The following is a 19,890-nucleotide window of genomic DNA, read 5'->3' on the forward strand; positions in this document are numbered from 1 at the left end:
TTCAATTGGTGAAATAGCTTGTCAAGTAATTAACAAATATTTAACCTTTAAAAGTTTGGTGTGTACTTTTTGACAAACAAAAATGACGTGTAATTTTGTGATTATGAGCTATCCACTGCCGTGAAAAACTCCTTAGATGAAGAAATTATAGTCTTTCAAGAAATATCACAGCAGGGGTGTTAATCGTTAAACTGTGTTAATCTTATCTTTTTAGAAAACCTTTCAAACCCTTTTCAGCGTACATATCCCAAACAATAATCAATTTAACTTAAAATTACGTTTATGAAATCATTAAAAATTTGTGGATTACTATTAGGAGCAGCATTAGTAGCTGCTAGCTGTTCATCTGATGATGAAGGAGGATCAACTGTCGTAACTGCAGATTCACGTGCAGAACTTTATGCATCAAGTAATAGTGATGGTGATGTAACAGTGTATGATGTGAGAGACACATCAAATATTACAGCTGCTAGCTTTGGAACTGTTTCTACAGATGCAGAGGGTATTTATTATGACGGTTCTAGTGATGAGGTAACTCAAGCATCTAGATCAGGATTACAATTAAATGCTTATGGAAACGTGCTTCTTTCAACTGCGGGTATTAATCTTACTGCCACTTTAAGTAGTAATGCAGTTTTAGTAAGTCCACGTGATCTTGCTGTTAATGGTAATCTTTATGTTGTTGCAGATAACGCAGACGTAGATGGAAACCCAGACACTGCAGACGGTAGAATATTTATTTTCCAGAAAACAAATGGCGAATTTACTCTAAGAAACACAGTAACTACTGATTTTGCCTTATGGGGAATTGAGTTTGTAGGAGATAACCTCTATGCTGTAGTAGATAAAACATCTGACGTAGCAGTATTTGCAAACTTTACAGCTACAAATACAGCAGATGCGGCAATCACACCTACTAAGAGAATTACTATAGAAGGTATCGTAAGAACACACGGTATTGCAGAGAGCAATGGTACAATGATTCTTACAGATGTAGGAGATGCAGCATCAGATACAGATGGTGGTTTTCACGTGATTTCAAACTTTGAATCTAAATTTGCTGCCGTAGCAAACGGAGAAACTCTTGCAGTAGCAGGAAACCAAGTACGTGTAGCAGGAGCAGCTACCTTTTTAGGTAATCCAGTAGCAGCAGAGTATGATGCAGCAAACGACGTTGTATATATTGCTGAGAGAGCAAACGCAGGTGGTAGAGTACTTGCATTTGCAAATGTAGAAGCTGGAGGAGATCTTACTCCAACTGTAAACAACGAATTAGAAGGCGCTTCATCTTTGTATTTATACCAGGAGTAGTAGTCTCATAAATCCATAAAAAAATCCCTCAAGAGAAATCTTGAGGGATTTTTTTATGTGTTATATCTTTTACTCTTCTTCCTCTGTGCTTGCTTGCATAGTTGAAAACACATTCTGCACATCATCATCTTCATCCAGCTTGTCGATAAGCTTGTTTACATCTGCCTCTTGTTCTGGAGTAAGTTGTTTAGTCACTTGAGGTATACGGTCAAAACCAGATTCTAAGATTTCGATTCCTTTTTCTTCAAGGGCGCTTTGTATCGCTCCATAGCTCTCAAAAGGGGCGTAGATATGTATCCCGTCTTCGTCTTCAAAAACTTCTTCGGCACCAAAATCTATAAACTCAAGTTCTATCTCTTCTACATCCTGCCCTTCTGCATTTACGCGGAAAGTACAAGTGTGATCAAACATAAATACTACAGACCCAGAAGTACCTAGGTTACCGTCACATTTATTAAAAGCTGCTCTCACGTTTGCTACCGTACGTGTATTGTTATCTGTAGCAGTTTCTACAAGTATGGCGATACCGTGTTGTGCATACCCTTCAAAGATTACTTCTTTATAATCGCCTTGACTCTTATCTGAGGCTCTTTTAATAGCGCGTTCTACATTATCCTTAGGCATGTTTACCGCCTTAGCATTCTGTATTACCGCACGCAGTCTTGAGTTTGAGTCTGGATCTGGACCACCTTCTTTAACGGCCATTACAATATCCTTACCTATGCGTGTAAATGCTTTAGACATTGCGCTCCAGCGCTTCATTTTACGTGCTTTTCTAAACTCAAATGCTCTTCCCATGTATATATAGTAATAGATATTTTCGCGTAAGCAAAAATCTCTTTTTTAGTAATCGTATAATTAAAAACGCGATCAATACAAATAGTATTGACCGCGGTAAAAATATGAAATCGGTTGATTTCTTTAAAATTTATAGTCTTTTATGCGCCTAAAATATCATCTATAGCCGCTGCAAGGTCAAAATCCTTTTCTGTAACACCATCTGCATCGTGTGTGTTAAGAGAGATTTCTAGCTCATTATATGTATTTGTCCAGGTAGGGTGATGGTCCATTTTCTCACACTCAAAGGCAATGCGCGTCATGGTTGCAAACACCTCGCGGAAGTTCTCAAACTCTATCGTGGTGTGTATCGCGTTATCGTCATACTCCCAGTCTGGAAAATCTTCTAGTCTATTCTTGATTTGATCGTCTGTAAGTTTCATATGCTTGTTTTTAAAGTGCTAGATAAAGATAGATAATTACGCTTTCGCGAAAATGTTATTACGATTAAATCTTTGTTAATGCATTCATACAATTATAGTAACCTAAACTTCATTCTATCCATTAATCGCCAGTTGTCTTTTATTTTGACAGATTTTGTTAAAATCACTTCAAAGTCAACGTCATTGCTACTGCATACTAGAATGATATGTCCCTTCTCAATAGCAATCTTATCGTCTGGTTGAGGTTCATAACGTACCATCTGTAACTTAATGTCTTCCCATTGCACGTTAAATGCGGTTCCCTTTCTTAGTACTTCTTGAAAATCCTTGGCAGCTTCTGTTTTAAAGTTGGCTATTATAGTTGCTACTTCAGGAATGTTTTCGCTAGAATTTGCTTGTATAATAGGAATGAGGTATAAGATCTCCTCTTCATTAGCCAGACTTTCTATGATCTTTGTGTCATCTTGGTTTTTCAATGCAGAGAAGATGTTCTTGACTAGTGTTGTTTTTTTAAAATTTTCTTGTGCAACCGCAGAGTGAAATACAAATAAGGCTATTAGTAGAAATGCTGCTTTTAGGGAATGTTTCATTAATGTGATGAAGTGATTTATTTTTATAATAATTAGTTATGCTTTCGCGAAAATAGGATACGCCCACATAATCTAAGCTAAGTAAATACTCTAAATAATAATTATTTCAGTTTTAGTTAAGACCGTTCATATTATCTATGATATTCATTTTAAGCGATGTCAGAAATATCCGCTATTTGTTACAATTTCGTCATAAGCAGTCTTAAGAAGATTATGGTTACTTCCTTTAATAAGATTCCACTTAGAGTCAGTGCCGCCAGGAGGAAAAATATATGCATCACTTGAACCCTCTGGGTATTGAATAGCTTTTTCTAGAACTTTCACATTAGGATAGGTTTGGTATCTTTTCTTGAGAGCTTTGTGATCAGTAGCGGTAACACAGTACGGCATATTCATTTTATGAATAAAGTCTTCAGATAAACGCGATGTTAATTTTACAAGATCACTTCCCATTCTTCTTAAATCAGGATGTATAACAAGTCTGTTAACTTCTACAGATTCTTTTTGAATAGCAAGTAGGTTATGATTTGTAGAGTACCTGATGATTTCTTTAGAATTCATAATTAATCTAAAACCAAAAACTGGTTTTCCATCTAAACAGAATCCAAAATAACTAGCATCATCATAAAAGTCATCTATAAGTTGACCATTTTCTATTCGTAAGTTAGAGGGGTTTGATTTTGTTATTTCCCAGTTTATTTCATCTATGTATACATCTTTAAGGAGTATATAAAATTCATGCTTTTTTATAGGACTTACATTAAAATCAATCAGTTTGTTAAGCATGGAGATTGTGTGTGTAATTCACATTAGAATAAGAGGTGTTAATATTAAACTTCTATGTAGAGCTATTGTATTTTACACATTTGTAAGTGTACTGTGTTCTATTATAGATGATTGTATAAATATACACTAATTTGTTAATTTATGTTCAGTGTAATAATCTTGCTCGATTTTAACTTTAAATGATGCTATAACAAGAGCGAAAGGATACAGTTATATAAGTGTGCTGATGAATAAATTATAGAAAGAGAGTAAGCTTTCGCGCAAGCGTAAAACAGCAAAGGCGTAAAATTTTTCAATGTACGTATAATAGCTTCTCAAAACGAAACTACAAACTCTTTTTAAAATCTCGCTACGGATTTCCGCAAAGAGGTGGAAAAAGAGAAATATTCATTTAAAAACACATAGTGCTCATAAACAATAAAAGCCATAGCTCGTACAATACGAGCTATGGCTTTGAGTGAATATGTGTGCTTTTTAATTTCTTCCAGCCATTACACCGCCATCTGTATCCCATATTGCACCTGTTACCCAGGCTGCTTTGTCAGAGAGTAAAAATGTAATACTATTTGCGATGTCTTGAGCCTCACCAAAACGTCCTATTGGGTGAAAAGCGTTAAAACCAACGAGCGCTTTTTGAGCTTCTTCTTCACCGCCAAAAACATTATTATAAACAGGGGTATTTACTAGCGCAGGCGATACTGCATTTACACGTATGTTATCATCTGCAAGTTCCATTGCTAGGTGTTGCGTGAGGGAGTGTAATCCTGCTTTTTGCATAGAATATGCAGAAGATGGAGTTGCCTTTACTGCTTGCTTAGCCCACATAGATCCTACATTTACAATAGAACCACCTTGAGTAGCTTTCATTTTCTTTGCAGCACTCTGCGTGATAAAAAAGAAACCTCTATTAAGATCTTGGTAAGAGTTATAATCTTCCATCGTGTGATCTAAAAATGGCTTAGGGCCAAAGATTCCAGAAGCATTTACAAGATAATCTAAGTTTTCTAGCTCGCTGATTTTAGCAACTAAACCATCTACTTCTTGTGTGTTTGAGATATTCACGGTGTGTTTGATAAGGTTAGGAGCATCACTTATTTTATCTGTGTTTCTACCTACCACGTGTACCGTTGCACCACCTTCTAGTAAAGTGTTTGTAGTCGCATTACCGATACCGCTTGTTCCACCTATTACTAAGGCTACTTTGTTTTGAAATTCTTTCATAGTTCAATTATTTAATTATTAAATATAGACAGACAAGTCTGTCTTTTAGTATTCAAATTTTTTTAGGCAATCAGTCTTTCACAAATATTTTTTGACTCTAAGATAGGCCAGTCTTGTTGGTGCAGGTGACTTTCTCCTACAGCGCTCTCATAAAGTAAATAGATTTGTCTAGCAAGAGAGGCTGTTTGTGCCTCATCTTTTTCATCTAAGTTGGTCGCTACTAGTTTTGTGATAAGATCAATGAAGGTGTTTTTCTGTAATTGGATCTCATCTCTTATGAGCTTATTGTCTTTTGGTATTTCTGCTACTGTTTTTATACACCAGCATCCATTAAAATCCTTCTGTTTAAAGAATAACGTTAAGAAGTCAAAAATAGCAAGGAGTTGTTCTTTTCCTTGTGTTTTTGAAGTTGTAAATGCTTCAAAATTTTCAAGAAAGCTTACGTTTTTATGTTTGAGATATGCTAAGCAAATCTCTTCCTTAGATTTAAAATGATTGTAGAGGGTCGCCTTTGCAATACCAGCTTCAGCAATAATCTGATTGATACCAGTAGCATTATAACCGTTCTTATAAAATAAGTTTGAGGCGGTTTCTATAATTCTACTTTTTACTTCGGCGTGTTTCATTGAGCAAATGTAGCACAAAATATTCAAAAACAGACAGGTCTGTCTATTTTAGTTTTGAGTCACGCTTTCGCGAAAGCGTAACAATGGCAGCATCCATATTTGAAGGCTATAATTTATCAGATGACATTCTAATAATCTTTAATAGATTACATCATAAGGCTATATTTGTTAAGCTCATGATTGTTTCTGAAAATTATAGCAATCTTATTTATTCAAAACAATTACTTCTTTGCACTACTACACGAAATCAATATCCAGATTTTTATTTATGATGACAACAATTAAAACGCTGAAAAGATGGAGTTTTAGTATTTGCTTATTACTTCTTTTTTCTGCTTGTACAAAGGAAAATTCAATTCGTCCAAGTATTGAAAATAAGCTTGCTAATATGGATAGTCTGGTACAATTACAACCAGAGCAATCTATTGTGATACTAGATAGCGTGCTGAACGACCACGAAGATCTTAGTGTGCGAGAACGAGCATTACTTTTGTTTCAAAAAGGAGAAGCTCAATATGTAAGTTATCATTATGAGGAAGCATTTAATACTCAGCTGGAAAGCTATAAGCTTTTTGTAAACTTAAATGATAGTTATAATGAAGGTCGCGCCTTAATCACGTTAAGTGGCGCTTCGTTACATATGGGTAACGTAGAAAGTTCTCAAGCATATGCACTAAAGGCGTTGCATTTATCTAAACTTATTGATAATACTCGTATAGAAGGGAAGGCTTATAATCAATTATTTAAACTGCATTACCAGTTAAAAGATTATGAGAAGGCGTTGTCTTATATAGAAGCTACAGATAGTTTATATACCAAACAAGCAGACACGCTTTCTATTATAGCGATAAAGAATAATAAAGCGAGTATATATCTAGAGTTAAAAGAATATAACAAGGCATTAAATAGCTATTCTGAGGCTATGAATCTGAGTCAGTCTAAGGGTGATCCCAAGATATTAGTAAGTGTGCTCAATAATATAGGATACACATATATAGAGGCTGGAAAATATGAGAATGCAGAACAATTTTTAAGAGGGGCAATCAGGTTAAATAAGAATATTAATGTCGTAAATGCAGCACCATATAAAGGGCTGGGTAATTTATTTTTATTGACCTCAGAAATTGATTCTGCTCGCGTTAATTATGATAAGGCGCTTCGCATTTATCAATCCAATAAGGATGCGAAGGAAGAGATAAATGTGAGAGACAGGCTGGTGGCGGTTTCGCTTTTTTATGGTGATTATGCACAAGCTTTAAATAATCAAATAATTAGAGATAGCCTGCAGCTAGATGTAAGTAGGTTAGAGCAGGACAATCTTTTAGAGTTTGCAAATGTCAATTATGAAATAAAGAAGAAAGAAACAGAAATTGAACATCAACAGGAGATTAATACTCGAAATAAATGGCTATTAATAAGTATCGTATTGTTATTTCTTGCACTCCTTGTGGCAATTGGTTTTTACGTTTATAGCGCAAAGTTAAGAGCAGCAAATAAAGCTACAACACTAGAGCAAAGCTTACTGAGAGCACAGATGAATCCGCATTTTATTTTTAATACGCTGGCAGCAATTCAAAATATTACACTAGAGGGGAATGCTATAAAGTCATCTAATTATATTGCAAAATTCTCAAAGCTCATCAGGCAAAACTTTGATTACGTAAGGAAGGAGTCTATCACTTTAGATAAAGAGATAGCCATGATTTCTAATTATATAGAAACCCAGCAACTGCGTTTTAATAATGCATTTACCTATGTAATTCATCATGATCCAGGCATCAATCCTAAAGAGGTTAAAGTACCACCTATGATGTTGCAACCTTTTGTTGAAAATGCTATCGAATACGGTCTTAAAGAAAGAAAAGAAGGAGGAGCGCTAGAGATTAAGATAGAAAAAGAGGCAAAGCAGCTATTATTTGTTATTGTAGACAATGGAGTAGGAAGATCTGCAAAAGCAAAGCAAGAGAAAGTGACCGAAGAGTTACACGCAACCGCTATTTTTAAAGAACGTTTAAAAATGAGAAAAATGGGGGAGGAGAAATCATTTATAATTGAAGATCTCTTTGATGAACAGAAGAACCCCGCAGGAACGAAGGTCTCATTTAAATTGAAGCAGTAATGATTAAAGCAGTTATTATAGAAGATGAGTTTAATGCCTTAAATACATTAGACAAACTCATACGGTACACGCAAAAGGACATTGATGTGATAGCCAAAATTGATAATGTCCCAGAAGCAATTTCATTTTTAAAAGCAGAAAGTCTTGATCTTGTTTTTCTAGATATAGAGTTAATAGGAGGAAATGCTTTTCAAATACTAGAAGCACTTGATAGTATTGATTTTAAAATAATCTTTACAACGGCTTATGATGAATTTGCGATAAAAGCTATAAAATTTGACACCATAGATTATTTATTGAAGCCTATTGATTCTGATGAGCTTTCAGAATGTATAGATAGATTTAGAGTTGCTTATAAAAAAGAGCAAGTCTATAAAAATGCGGTAGATAAAGTCTCAGAGATCAATCAAAAAGAGATTGAGAAAACCCTATTAATTAAAACAGCAGAAGCACAATATTTTTTACAAACTAAAGATATCGTACGATGCCAGTCTGATGGAGCGTATACGGTATTTCATACAGTAGATAGAACTATAATGAGCGCTCGTAATCTTAAGTACTATGAAAATATACTAAGCGAGCACACCTTTGTACGCGTGCATCAGTCACACTTAGTAAACATAAAGTACATTAAGACTATTAATGCTAATAATACAGTACATCTTACAAACGGTGAGGAAATACCAGTAGCTACACGCAAAAAATCGTACTTAAAACAAGTGCTAGATACACTCTAAATGCACTTATAAAACCAAAAATAGCGAATGTAAAACGCTTGCTGGAATACCCTTATCCCTGTCTTAGTTTTGAAGTAGATAACAACTTTAAAAACAAAATATCATGGGATTAAAAGAAAAAAGATTTACTAAAACATTTCAAGAAGAGCAGTTTCCAGAACTACAAAAAGCAATCATTGAAGCAGCAGGTTTTGATGTTACTTTTAACATAGCATGGGACACATTATTTGAAGATCGCTTCTTACATCTTTATAGCGATTCTTATCCAAAAATTTATTTCTTACCAATCATCGAGGCATTTAAAGCTATCACAGCAGATGAGATGGGTAAGGAAGCGCTAGCCGAGAGCTTAAAAGAAATACATATTACTAATACTAAAGATCACCATAATCCTACAAACGGATTTACATTTTCTAATGGTGTGTTAATCTTGGATCACAGCCCAATATTGAACGCAGATGACGTAGAGAGCAGAGTTAAAGTGCTTACTAACGTATTAGAAAACAATTTGTAATCATAGGTGTCATTTAAGTAGAACTATTAAGAGGTATTGGTATGTATAGATTTATTGTTTCATTAATTTTTATAGCAGTATTACTGATCTTAGGAAGTTGCGGAGTTTCTAGCGCTAACGCAAAAAAAGGATTTGATACGTATTTGAACACGCATCATCATAACAAATATGATATCTTAACTTTTAAAAGGAACTTTAATGCGGCTACCATGAATCCTAATTTGTATTGGGTAGAATTAAGCCTTAAAGAAAACCCAGAGATTGTCATTAATTTTAGATGGGATGCGCAAAACAAGGATGTATATGTTCCAGATTTTTATGAAGACGATAGAAGTATTGAAGCCTTAACACAATATCAAAAGCAAGAAATTGTATTGAGGGAAGAGATGCATCAAGCCTTAGATAATGATGTAGTAGCCATGGAGGTAAATGTCTTTAATCATGAAATTAACATCACACTAGATAAGGATCCTTCCTTTGATGATTTTCAATTCTTCTCAAATAAAATTTGCAGTATATTAGATAAATATCCCAATACCTGGACGAGAGAGGCGCGTGTTGATTTCAGGCTCAAAGCCGAGCGAAAAGGTTTTTATGAACTAATCGTAAAACCTAATAATTATGATGATAGTAGGGAGTCGTATAGATATCATCCTAACTCCATAATTATCAATAATTACGGATCAAAAAAAGCCGATACTATTGATCATCTAGTGCAACAAGAGTTTTCAAAACCTAATGCTCCAGTTTATCTGAATCGAATATGGGTACATCAATCAGATTTAAGTTCGATGTACTTGGCTATCGAGAAGCACAAGCCTCGTGAAGGAGCTCAAAATCCTAATAACTTGACCGAGGGTGCTGGGATGTTCTTAGTAAAAATGGATTATGATGATCTGGATTTAAAAATCATGTCATACTACGATTATAAAACCATCTCCCGAGACAACATATTTCTTGATCTCATGGAGCAACTGCCAGATGACTACAAATACCTCATAGAGGATTCTTAAAACACCTTACATTATGAATACATCACCATACTATAAAGCGTTTGTAGCCCAGACGTTAGAGGGAGTCCTACAGTCTATTTTTAAAAAAGAAGAAGACGTTTTAATAGCGATTTCACTGACTAACGGAGTCTACCTAGAGGGGTTACTCATTGATCTTAAAAAAGATGATAATCACACTACAGCTATCTGTTTACGCACTCAAAACGAGGAAATATCCTTTGTACACATGCATAGCATCACGATGGTTACAGTAAAACAACCTAAAAAAATGGTCGTGGAGCTGTCACAAGGAGCGATAAGTAGACCATTATCATCCACTTCAAATGAGTTGACAGTACTACAACTCAAAATCTGGTTAAAAAATGAAAAAGCACAGTTAGGAAGTCAGATTAAACATATCAATGTAGAAGCACTAGATCTCAAAGAGGAAAACAATAGACTTAATGTTCAAGACCTATTTGTAGCATTTAAAAACTGTATAGAGTCAATTACAAAAGACAGCTTAGGAAAAGAAGCTTGGCTAGGTGTTGACAACATCGTCATACAACAAGCAGAAAAACTACAACTTACTATTGAGGCAAGCACACTAACTATATCAATTGCAATACACAAAGCCTTGCCTCAAAACCTTTCTTCACTACTAGAAGAAAAATTACTTCAATTATTATAAAAACAATTTTATCAATTATAAAAACACAACATTATGGGACTTAAAGAAAAAAGAATCATTCAAGCATTTCAAAAAGAAGTATTTCCAAAATTAGAAACAGAAATCAACAGAGCTGCCGGTTATACAGTGCCTTTACAAATAGAGTGGAACACGTTAATGGAAGATCGTTTCTCTCACCTGTATAATGATACATTTCCTAAAATTTACTTTTTACCGTTAATAGAAGCTTTTAAAGTGATTTGCGAGGACGCTATGGGGGTAGAGCTGTTAAAGGGAGGCTTAAAAAGTGTAGTGATTGTAAATGAAAATGACGAGCATAATCTAGAACGCGCTATCACCTTTGAAGAAGGCATTTTGAAAATAAATCACGGACCAGTGGTTAACGCAGACAAAGTAGAAGAAAGAGCTGAACGCATTACGTCACTTCTTGAAGAAAAACTAGAAGAGTTTGCAGAGGAAACTACAGAAGCTGCCACAGCAAGTACATCAGACACAGCTGCCGGAGATGAGCAAAAAGATGCTGGCGAGTCTACAGTGACTATACAAGAAATGTATAACCAGTCTATTGCACTCTCACTAGAGAAGCAAGAAATATTTGATGAGCTGGTTAAAGATTTAGGATGGAGTTTTGATATGCTCGAGGGTAAGGTAACCTTTGGTGATGATAAGGTCTTTGACATTCAAGTATTAGGAACCTATTCAGAAAACGAGAAAAGCTGGTTGTGGGCATGGGCAAATAATCAAAGCGGTATACCAGAAAAGTTTTTACAAACATCACAGGCAGTACAAGCATTAGGAAAGGCGTGTAATATTGAGGATTTTATAGCGCCAAAATTTGAGATTGACTCAGATCCCGGTATTTATTTTGCGACCATAGCCTCAGTAATGGCAAATGAGAGCTGTTACCTCGCGTTACCTTTTAAAGGCATAACAGTATATGTGACTATTACTTCAGAAGAAGTAGAGAGTAAGGTGAGAACTGCACCGGCTTTGTTATGCTCTCACTTCACATTTATTGCAGCAAACTATTCCTTCCCACATAAATACAGTCTGTATTTCTACCTTAAAAAAAAAGGCTATGAGGTAGAGTTGCCAGGTAATAACATTATTGCTCAAAAGGGCGAAGATCAAATTCTTGGAATCTTCGACCTCAAGGGAAGACTCATGAAACTATCTAATTCAAAAATAACCGTTCAAGCTTAACAATATGTCATACACATCAGAAACACTTTCAGCACTTGAAAAAGAACATCAAACAGCGCTAGCTACTGCACAAGATAAAATGATAAGCGAGTTAAGCGATGCGCAAGCATCTGGAGATCATGCAAAACTGCAAGAAGCAAGTGTAGATTTTCAAAATGTAACCTCTGAGCTAGCGACTGCATATGCAAAACGTATAGAAGAAATAAATGCACTCAATCACAAAGCCACTGTAGAGCAAGAACCAGAAATTTATGCAAATAAAAGAGCAGATGTAGATTTAAACCTACTTGTATATGATGGAGATAGAGACTATGTAATCGCTTTTCAAAAAGACGAGCTGATTCAAAAGACGCTAGAAAAAGTAAATAAAGGTAATAGCAAGTTTAAGTCTAGAAAACACCTATTAAAATCTAGTTTAAGACTTACAAAAACACTTGCGCCTATGCTCCATGAGATAGGAGAGCACTGCAAGCAAACCTTGAAACTTAAGGCAGATATTGAGTTTTTTGTATATCAAAGTGATATGTTTAATGCCTCATGCTATCCACCTGATGATAATAAGTTATACATCATTCTATCATCAGGAATACTAGAGCGTTTCTCAAAAGATGAGCTCACCTTTGTAGTAGGGCATGAGATAGGGCATGTGCTATTTGAACACTTTGACTACCCAGTGAGACAGATTCTTGATCACGGGGAGAATGATCTCGCACCTATACACGCGATGAAATTATTTGCGTGGAACAGAAATGCAGAGATAAGCGCAGATAGAGCAGGGCTGCTGTGTTGTCAAGATTTTGAAGCCGTAGGACGCACTTTCTTTAAGCTTTCTTCTGGAGTAACTACAGATTCTCTAGACTTTCAGCTTAATGCATACATAGAGCAGTTTAGTGATCTTGAGGAAGTACTAAACGACTCAAATCACGACCCTTCAGACTGGTATAGCACACATCCTTTTAGTCCGCTTAGGATTAAGGCACTCGAGCTTTTTAATAAGAGTGAGACCTATGCAGCCTTTAACGATACCATCAAGGGTGAGATTACAGAAGAAGCCATGGAGCTAGAAATCAAGCGCATTATGTCATTAATGGAGCCAGAAAACCTAGAGGACGAAAGCGAGCATTCAGAAAAAATACAGCGTTTAATGTTCTTAGGAGGTTACCTCATTTCTAATGCAGATGGCGTGGTAGACGACTCAGAGATCCAAGCGTTGAACAGTATTGTAGTGCCTAAGGTATTTGCAAACTGTATGATGACCATAAAAGGACTCACAGAAGACGAGATGATAAGCGAGGTGCAAGAGCTCACACGTGATTTACACATAGTGCTCTCCGTCATGCAAAAACTCAATTTACTACGTGACCTATCTATAATCTCCTATGCAGATGGCGAGATAGATGACAGCGAGATTATCGTGCTATACAACCTAGCAAGATTGCTACATATCAATACAGACTTTATAGACCGTGTCATAAGCGACGCACAAGGAGTAGACTAACAACGGTTTGAAGATTTCTACGCTTTCGCGAAAGCAGAGCTAGAATGGAGTTTAGGGGGCTCCAAAGAAGGAAAGGCAGCAATACTATATTGCTGCCTTTTTATTGTTGTGAGATTTTTGTGCGCTATGATGCTTGGTAAAAACAATAAGTACGCTTTCGCGAAAATGTGAAGTGATTTGATGCTTTAGTGAATCAAATTGAGGGTTTAATTTGTGGAAATAAAGTAGAAGTAATCTTGATTTATAGTTTCAATTCCTTTTTATCATATTAATCTTTATGTTGTTAGGTTGAATACTGTACCATAATCATGATTATGAAGTGGCGCCGTGCAACTGCGGGAGTCAATAAATATTAATGGTATTTCTTATAAGTTAGCTTTAATCAAGGATGCAAGCTCTTTATCACTTGGTCTTGGTACATTATCATCAATGATTTTTCCAAATTTGTCAAAAAGGAGATACCTTGGAATTGTCTTGATGTTGTAATTAGTATAAAGTTTTGACTTCTTCCAATTTGCAATTATATAATTATTTTCTTGAGTTGATAGGTTTTCTAATTTACTTGCACGAACCCAAGCTGAGTATTCCTTGTCAATTGAAATTTGAATAATTTCAAATTCTGTTTTATCAAAAGTTGCTTTTAAATCTTCTAGAAATGGCATTTCTTTTCTACAAGGTACACACCAACTTGCCCAAAAATCAACTAGCACTATTTTTCCTTTTTCTTTTAAGAGAATTTCTTCAAATGTCAATTGGTTGTCATTAACCAAATTGGATAAAATTCCAATAGTACGGTTGTTTATGTCTAATTTCTTAGCATTTTCTTGTTGGTTTTGAACGATTATCTGCCATTTGTTTTTAAACTTATTACTAGTGTTTATAGTGTGAAATTTTGCTAAGTAATTCTGAAATTTTGATTTCTCCAAAAAATAGATGCTTTTAAGATAAGCACTTAGTAACATTTCCTTTGTTGACTGATTAAATAGCTTTGTTTCTTTAGTAACAACATCAAATTGTACAGTGTTTGAAACTCTTTTATCGTTTTGAAAATATTTATATAACACCAAAGCTTTTAAAAAACTTACGTATTCATTGCGTTCAAATAATTCTTCACTATTTATTTTTATATCTAAACTATCAATATCCAATTGTAAATGCTGCTTTCTAGCTTCTCTTACTTTCGATGTTGCGTACTTAAGTTGCTGGTCAAGCTTTGTACTTCTGTAGAACTCATCTGAGATACTATTAATAGCTTTTAGACTATCCAATAGCAAGTTTGAGTTTTCATGTATTTGTTTTATAGAGAACTTATTGTTTTGAAATTTATCTTCGTCGATTACGATTGCCTCACTATTTAGATTTTGCTTAAACAGAAGGTAATCAAAGTTAGTTTCGCTCCATGATTTATCACTATTTAAGTGTGTAAAGACTGGATATTTAATTTGCTTAGAAGAATTAATTCTTATGTTTTCGACATTAATTAAAATGCTGTCGCCTTTCTCAATTTCAAGTTTGTAAAACATTGAAATGAAAGGGTCTCCACCTATTATATAAACTGTAGTGTCTGTAGGGATTGTTATAGATGACTTATTCTCCTGTTTACCTAGGTATAACATGTCAGGCATAGCCTGCATCTCATCCAGCGTTAAATTGGTAAAAAAAGAATCTATAGTGTCATTTACTTTTATAAATACCTCGTTTCTCTTTTTAGTTGTTACCTTATTGGTAACTAGAGGCTCGATAATAGTATTTATCTTTTTTTCGGTACAACTAAGTATCGAAAGAAGTAAAAGTATTGTGTAAAAATTTTTCATTTGTGAGCGGATAAAAACAATCTTATCAAGCAAACAGAGATCAAATCATAGAAGTCTCATTGAAAATTTGATATTACTTATAGTATGTGTAATTGCTTGTTTTTTAATTGATTGTCTAAATATACACTTATTTGTAAATCTAGCGCAGTGTGTATCTCTACTAGAAATAGTGATTGTGAGAATCTTTTCGCGAAAGCGTACATCAAATATTTTTATCCTAAAACTAGGCAATCCCTATGACATAATAAGCTTGACTATAGAGGCTAAGAATTAATTATTATAGAAGTCATTATGATGATAAAAGCTGCTATTTTTTGATAGTAATTGATCGATAATAAACCTGTAATTAAAAGTAAGTCGTTTGTAATACTTGACTTTATATATCCATCGCTTAAGCCTGATTTTTTGAACTCCATCAATTTCTTATTGTCCTCTAGTATACTCCATTTGTTATTCCAAAAACTATCTGACTTCCATTCAAACTTTTCATTGTCCAACGATATTTGTGTCTTAGCATTCCAAGAATTAAATGTTATCCTACCGATTATATTTTTGGATTTTAAATCTATAATATCCATTCCAGAGTCAAACAGTCCCTTCTTTATGAATTTATAATGAGATTCGTTTACCATTCCATAGAAAGTGGTACTAAATGCTTCTTTTTTGAGCTCTCCTATTTTTTTCTCACTCGAATATAATTCAGATGTTGATGAGAAAAATCCTTTAGTCCATTTATAGTTTATCATATTTCGTATTGATTCCCACTGGCGCAGCATAAAGAAAGCAACGCTTCTTGATAAGTATTGCGATTGCTAGACAGCCTGCAGTTGATTGTTTTTTGATTGATTGTCTAAATATACACTTATTTGTAAATCTAGCGCAGTGTGTATTTCTACTAGGAATAGTGAATGTGAGAGTATTTAAGTGTTCACGATTGATAAACTCATCTTTGCGATTTGTTGCAATTAATTATGATTATTCAATCCTTTCAAGAATACTATTACAACCCTCTACACAGCCATCTGGATTTTCTTTGTGCATTAAAAATAAAAGATCGTTTTTAGTCAAATGCTCTGCGAAGCTTTCGGTCAAGCTTCTAACTAAATTTCCGTGAAAATTAATCTCACAGTTAAAATCAAATGTTATGCTAGAAAGGTCATCATTGTAAAAATAGGTTCCCGTAGAGCAGTCTTCAAATTTTGTATAAATAAAAGATTTGTCATCATTTAATTGTAATGTAAATCCATTGTCAACTTCCTCCCAAACATAAACTGCAGGAGTCACAGAATCATCCTCTAAATTAAATGATCTAACCTGCTGCCATTTTCCAATAATCTTTTTTGAATAACTATTATTTTCCCCATCCACATTGTCAGTTTCACAAGAAAACACAATAAATGAGACTGTTAATAAAAGACATAATTTTCCTATAAATTTCAACATGATATGATAACTAGTTTTAAAATTACTTTCCAGCGTACATTAAATAGCTTTTCTGGATGATTGTAATTGCTTGTTTTTTAATTGATTGCATAAATATACACTTATTTATGATTCTAGCGCAGTCTACATTGTTACTAGAAATAGTGATTGTGAGCATATTTTCGCGAAAGCGTAGCACCACTCATTTTAATCACAATATGCTGTAAGCTGATAGTTTGCAAAAGCTGTTATGAACACCTTTTGCAATCATCAAGCATCGTAAAATTCATTGGTTTTAATAGTAAATCCTAGTTTTTTAAGTTTGGTTTTGAGTTCAGATAACGGGACACTATTAGGACTGTCTCTATACGTTATGTTGTTTACAGTAATCTCTGTAGCTCCGGCTCCTTTTGCTGGTATTACATTAGTAAAGACGAACTCGCTATCATAGTCAAATACCGTGAAGTCGTACATAGTGGCTAGTGCGTAATGCTGGGTAGTGTCTAGAGATAAAAGCCGTAGCTGGTTCGGTTGTATTTGTTGTGCTAGCTCCCTTGGGGTTCTATAAACCTTAGCGTGATACAAAGCGAGTTGTGCTGCGTGAATTTCATCTTCCTTAACTGCTAGTAAATCACTAGGTAGCTCATAAGATCTACGGAGTGTTTTTAACTGGCCATAGCTGAGTGTAAAGGTTTCTATTGGGGTGAGCTGCTCGCTTATACGAGTTTCTCTATCATAATACTCATTGATGTACGGCTGAGCCATTGCTATCTCATTATACCAACCTATATAGATGAGTGCCGCTGTTTTTCCTAATGACTCATTTCTAATACCTCCATAGACAGAGAGGCCAATCCTTATATCGCCAAACCACCAGTGCGCAGCATAAATAACACTGCCGCTGCTATATCCCTCGTTATACTTTTTACCATCCGGCAGCGGATTCTTATTAATGTTATGAGGTTCGCCTAGAATAGATATGAGCTGCTTCATATAAGGCGCGTGGTGCTGTTGAAACCATCCCTTTTTGATAGGTTTTAATCCAAATGAAATGGAGGAAATAGGTCTGTCATAAGAAGGTCCATAGAATTCACATGAAACACCATCTAAGCCTAAAAACCCGTTTGAAGGTACTTTGTGTAGCTTCCTGGAACTAGTGCTCTTGTTGAGGTTTTCACGCCCAAAGATTTCAAAGACGTCATTAAATGTTTGTCCCCATTTAAATGGTTTATTGTCTATCTCAAAGGTGCTCCAATCCATACTCTTCTAATACTAATCATTGTTTTTGGCGGGCTATAAATATATGCACTTAAGATTGCTGGATTATTTAATATTAATTGTTGAGTTAATCAGTTGCATTGTTGACTTGGTTTTGCGAAAGCGTATCTGTGCAGTTTATGTTATTGATAGACCTAAGTTAAGAGATCGGTTTGAGCGCATCCTTTCCAGTTAAAAAAGCTTTAGCCTCCTCGATAACTTTATCTACGCCTTTCATAAAGTCAGGTTTTGCCTGTCTTCCAGCTTCAATTTTGGCGTCTGTTTGTTCTTTTAATGTTTTCATTATTGCTATAGGGATTTTCAAATAAGATTTGATACAAATAAATGGATTGTAGCGGCTGATCTTACCATTGTTCTATAGCATAAATATACAATCTATAAGTAGGACGATAGGATTGCTTAAGGGAAAAGAATCTTAACGACAGTTATGGACCTCACGAAAACATGCTGTGCGTTAAATAGGACTAGTTAATCCAGTCAAATGCTTTTATGGAAATACCGGTAAAACAATCATCTGCACAATCATTAGGTGTAAAACCGCATAATGTAAGTAAGCCATTTACTTCAGTTTGTAAGGATATCGTATTGTTCTCTTGATCTACTACGAGGTATTCGCTTGCGCAAGAATTATATAACTCGTCTATTGTGAGTGGTGAAGCGCCTTCTGGGTTTGTTCCTAATGCAGCTTCGTTTTCAGAGTAGGTGTCTGTAATTGTTCTTTCTCCGGTCTCACTGTTTACAGTAAAGGCTTGATATACTCTAGAGACCACACTGTTATTTATCACTTTGATTTCTGTAGTGCTTCCATCACCTGTAAAGGAGATAATGTCTGTTTGATAGATGTAAGATTTCCCATTATCATTTTTTAAGTCTGTCCACTTGCTTAAACTTTCATCATATGATAAGCCAGTTTCACCATTCAAGTCTGTAAGTGTAGAAAGGCTATCTGTATTTGTGGTGTCGTCATAACTATCACAAGAGGTAAGTAAGAGTGTAGAAGCTAAAAGGAGGTTTAGAAAAAGTTTCATAGTTATGTTTTTTATCAACTAGGTAATACTAATAAATATTATGAATAAAGATTAACGACTTACGGTTAGAATATTGGTTGTTTTTTTGAATAATTTATCATTTATATTGTAAGTAATATTGACAAATTGCCCATCTTCCTTTTTAGCTCTTAGATTACAAATTTCATGGTTTTCACCTTCTTTTAAAAAGAAGAAATATTTTCCTTCAAGAAGATTCTCTGAAGCTACATCTTTATTTGAACAATCCCATTTAAACTCTAACTGAGTGTAACCTTGATAAGGAAACTCTCCGGCAAAAAATGTAAAGCAATCATCTATATCTTGAGATTTTGTATTTCCTTTATTATTGGAACGTACAATGCAGTTACTTTTATTAAATAATGAAGATTTTTCCTTTCCTTGCAGATGGTTAATGGAGAGGATTTTATTTTTATCGGTGATTCCAAAATATAGTTCATTTGTGCCTTTTATCTTGTAAAACACTCCGTTATAGTATGAATGAATTTCCTTTGAACTTATGATTTCAATTTCATTTTTAGACTTTTCAATAGTTGAGTTCTTTAAATGATATTTATAGAAGAGATTTTGTAAGTCTTTTTGTGATTGTTTCTCATTATCCGCACAACTTATGTTTGAAAGTAATAATAAACACACAATAGATTTGATTATGTGAAAGTTTTTCATTTTTTATTGAGTTTATTTAAAGTGCTGTCCTAGATTATCATCTTGTTGCAATTTCTCACTTGGTTAATATTTCGATGGCTTTCTAAATATATGGGTAGATTATTATAGAAATGGGCTTTCGCGAAAGCGTTAAAATTCTAAGAATCAATACTTTTT

Annotated in this window: 21 protein-coding genes; 8 read left to right on the top strand and 13 right to left on the bottom strand. The window is 34.5% G+C overall.

What is annotated here, in order from left to right:
- Positions 1-282 precede the first annotated feature (282 nt).
- Positions 283-1,311, top strand: a complete 1,029-nt coding sequence (locus tag SJY23_RS09475) for a hypothetical protein (RefSeq protein WP_396596144.1) — start codon at positions 283-285, stop codon at positions 1,309-1,311.
- Between the two features lie 69 nt (positions 1,312-1,380).
- Here the strand turns inward: SJY23_RS09475 and SJY23_RS09480 are convergent, their stop codons facing one another.
- From SJY23_RS09480 to SJY23_RS09505, 6 genes are all read right to left on the bottom strand, one after another.
- A complete protein-coding gene (locus SJY23_RS09480; RefSeq protein WP_396596145.1) occupies positions 1,381-2,109 on the bottom strand; it encodes a YebC/PmpR family DNA-binding transcriptional regulator in 729 nt (242 codons plus the stop codon).
- A gap of 140 nt (positions 2,110-2,249) precedes the next feature.
- Positions 2,250-2,531 (bottom strand): 4a-hydroxytetrahydrobiopterin dehydratase, encoded by a 282-nt coding sequence (locus tag SJY23_RS09485; protein WP_396596146.1) that lies wholly within the window; start codon positions 2,529-2,531, stop codon positions 2,250-2,252.
- Between the two features lie 92 nt (positions 2,532-2,623).
- Positions 2,624-3,121, bottom strand: coding sequence for a hypothetical protein (locus tag SJY23_RS09490; protein WP_396596147.1), 498 nt, complete (start codon positions 3,119-3,121; stop codon positions 2,624-2,626).
- 159 nt (positions 3,122-3,280) lie between these two features.
- On the bottom strand, positions 3,281-3,907 hold the full coding sequence (locus SJY23_RS09495) for a hypothetical protein (protein ID WP_396596148.1): 627 nt from the start codon (positions 3,905-3,907) through the stop codon (positions 3,281-3,283).
- 474 nt (positions 3,908-4,381) lie between these two features.
- On the bottom strand, positions 4,382-5,128 hold the full coding sequence (locus SJY23_RS09500) for an SDR family NAD(P)-dependent oxidoreductase (RefSeq protein ID WP_035334111.1): 747 nt from the start codon (positions 5,126-5,128) through the stop codon (positions 4,382-4,384).
- A gap of 62 nt (positions 5,129-5,190) precedes the next feature.
- Positions 5,191-5,754 carry a TetR/AcrR family transcriptional regulator gene (locus tag SJY23_RS09505; RefSeq protein WP_396596149.1) on the bottom strand — a complete coding sequence of 188 codons (564 nt, stop codon included), beginning with the start codon at positions 5,752-5,754 and terminating at the stop codon, positions 5,191-5,193.
- Between the two features lie 388 nt (positions 5,755-6,142).
- Here SJY23_RS09505 and SJY23_RS09510 point away from each other — a divergent pair, with 388 nt between their 5' ends.
- From SJY23_RS09510 to SJY23_RS09540, 7 genes are all read left to right on the top strand, one after another.
- Positions 6,143-7,873 (top strand): histidine kinase, encoded by a 1,731-nt coding sequence (locus SJY23_RS09510; RefSeq protein WP_396596150.1) that lies wholly within the window; start codon positions 6,143-6,145, stop codon positions 7,871-7,873.
- Positions 7,873-8,610 (top strand): LytR/AlgR family response regulator transcription factor, encoded by a 738-nt coding sequence (locus SJY23_RS09515; protein ID WP_396596151.1) that lies wholly within the window; start codon positions 7,873-7,875, stop codon positions 8,608-8,610. The genes SJY23_RS09510 and SJY23_RS09515 overlap by 1 nt, the downstream gene beginning before the upstream one ends.
- Positions 8,611-8,713: 103 nt before the next feature.
- The gene (locus SJY23_RS09520) at positions 8,714-9,124 is read left to right on the top strand and encodes a hypothetical protein (protein WP_396596152.1); all 411 of its coding nucleotides are present in this window, start codon (positions 8,714-8,716) and stop codon (positions 9,122-9,124) included.
- A 41-nt stretch (positions 9,125-9,165) separates the two neighbouring features.
- Positions 9,166-10,137, top strand: coding sequence for a hypothetical protein (locus SJY23_RS09525; RefSeq protein WP_396596153.1), 972 nt, complete (start codon positions 9,166-9,168; stop codon positions 10,135-10,137).
- Positions 10,138-10,150: 13 nt separating this feature from the next.
- On the top strand, positions 10,151-10,807 hold the full coding sequence (locus SJY23_RS09530; RefSeq protein WP_396596154.1) for a hypothetical protein: 657 nt from the start codon (positions 10,151-10,153) through the stop codon (positions 10,805-10,807).
- Between the two features lie 33 nt (positions 10,808-10,840).
- On the top strand, positions 10,841-12,010 hold the full coding sequence (locus SJY23_RS09535; protein WP_396596155.1) for a DUF6882 domain-containing protein: 1,170 nt from the start codon (positions 10,841-10,843) through the stop codon (positions 12,008-12,010).
- 4 nt (positions 12,011-12,014) lie between these two features.
- The gene (locus SJY23_RS09540; RefSeq protein WP_396596156.1) at positions 12,015-13,508 is read left to right on the top strand and encodes a M48 family metalloprotease; all 1,494 of its coding nucleotides are present in this window, start codon (positions 12,015-12,017) and stop codon (positions 13,506-13,508) included.
- A gap of 365 nt (positions 13,509-13,873) precedes the next feature.
- Here SJY23_RS09540 and SJY23_RS09545 read toward each other — a convergent pair whose 3' ends face one another.
- From SJY23_RS09545 to SJY23_RS09575, 7 genes are all read right to left on the bottom strand, one after another.
- Positions 13,874-15,322 (bottom strand): TlpA family protein disulfide reductase, encoded by a 1,449-nt coding sequence (locus SJY23_RS09545; RefSeq protein WP_396596157.1) that lies wholly within the window; start codon positions 15,320-15,322, stop codon positions 13,874-13,876.
- A gap of 263 nt (positions 15,323-15,585) precedes the next feature.
- Positions 15,586-16,068 (bottom strand): hypothetical protein, encoded by a 483-nt coding sequence (locus tag SJY23_RS09550; protein WP_396596158.1) that lies wholly within the window; start codon positions 16,066-16,068, stop codon positions 15,586-15,588.
- Positions 16,069-16,297: 229 nt separating this feature from the next.
- The gene (locus SJY23_RS09555; protein ID WP_396596159.1) at positions 16,298-16,765 is read right to left on the bottom strand and encodes a hypothetical protein; all 468 of its coding nucleotides are present in this window, start codon (positions 16,763-16,765) and stop codon (positions 16,298-16,300) included.
- A gap of 249 nt (positions 16,766-17,014) precedes the next feature.
- Positions 17,015-18,004: a hypothetical protein gene (locus SJY23_RS09560; protein WP_396596160.1), complete on the bottom strand. Its 990-nt coding sequence runs from the start codon at positions 18,002-18,004 to the stop codon at positions 17,015-17,017.
- 157 nt (positions 18,005-18,161) lie between these two features.
- On the bottom strand, positions 18,162-18,305 hold the full coding sequence (locus SJY23_RS09565) for a hypothetical protein (protein WP_396596161.1): 144 nt from the start codon (positions 18,303-18,305) through the stop codon (positions 18,162-18,164).
- A 181-nt stretch (positions 18,306-18,486) separates the two neighbouring features.
- Positions 18,487-19,050: a hypothetical protein gene (locus SJY23_RS09570; RefSeq protein WP_396596162.1), complete on the bottom strand. Its 564-nt coding sequence runs from the start codon at positions 19,048-19,050 to the stop codon at positions 18,487-18,489.
- A gap of 51 nt (positions 19,051-19,101) precedes the next feature.
- Entirely contained in the window at positions 19,102-19,734 is a 633-nt protein-coding gene (locus tag SJY23_RS09575) for a hypothetical protein (RefSeq protein WP_035334095.1), read from the bottom strand.
- Positions 19,735-19,890 lie beyond the last annotated feature (156 nt).

The sequence above is a fragment of the Dokdonia sp. R86516 genome, assembly GCF_044596715.1.
In the GTDB taxonomy this organism is placed as follows: domain Bacteria; phylum Bacteroidota; class Bacteroidia; order Flavobacteriales; family Flavobacteriaceae; genus Dokdonia.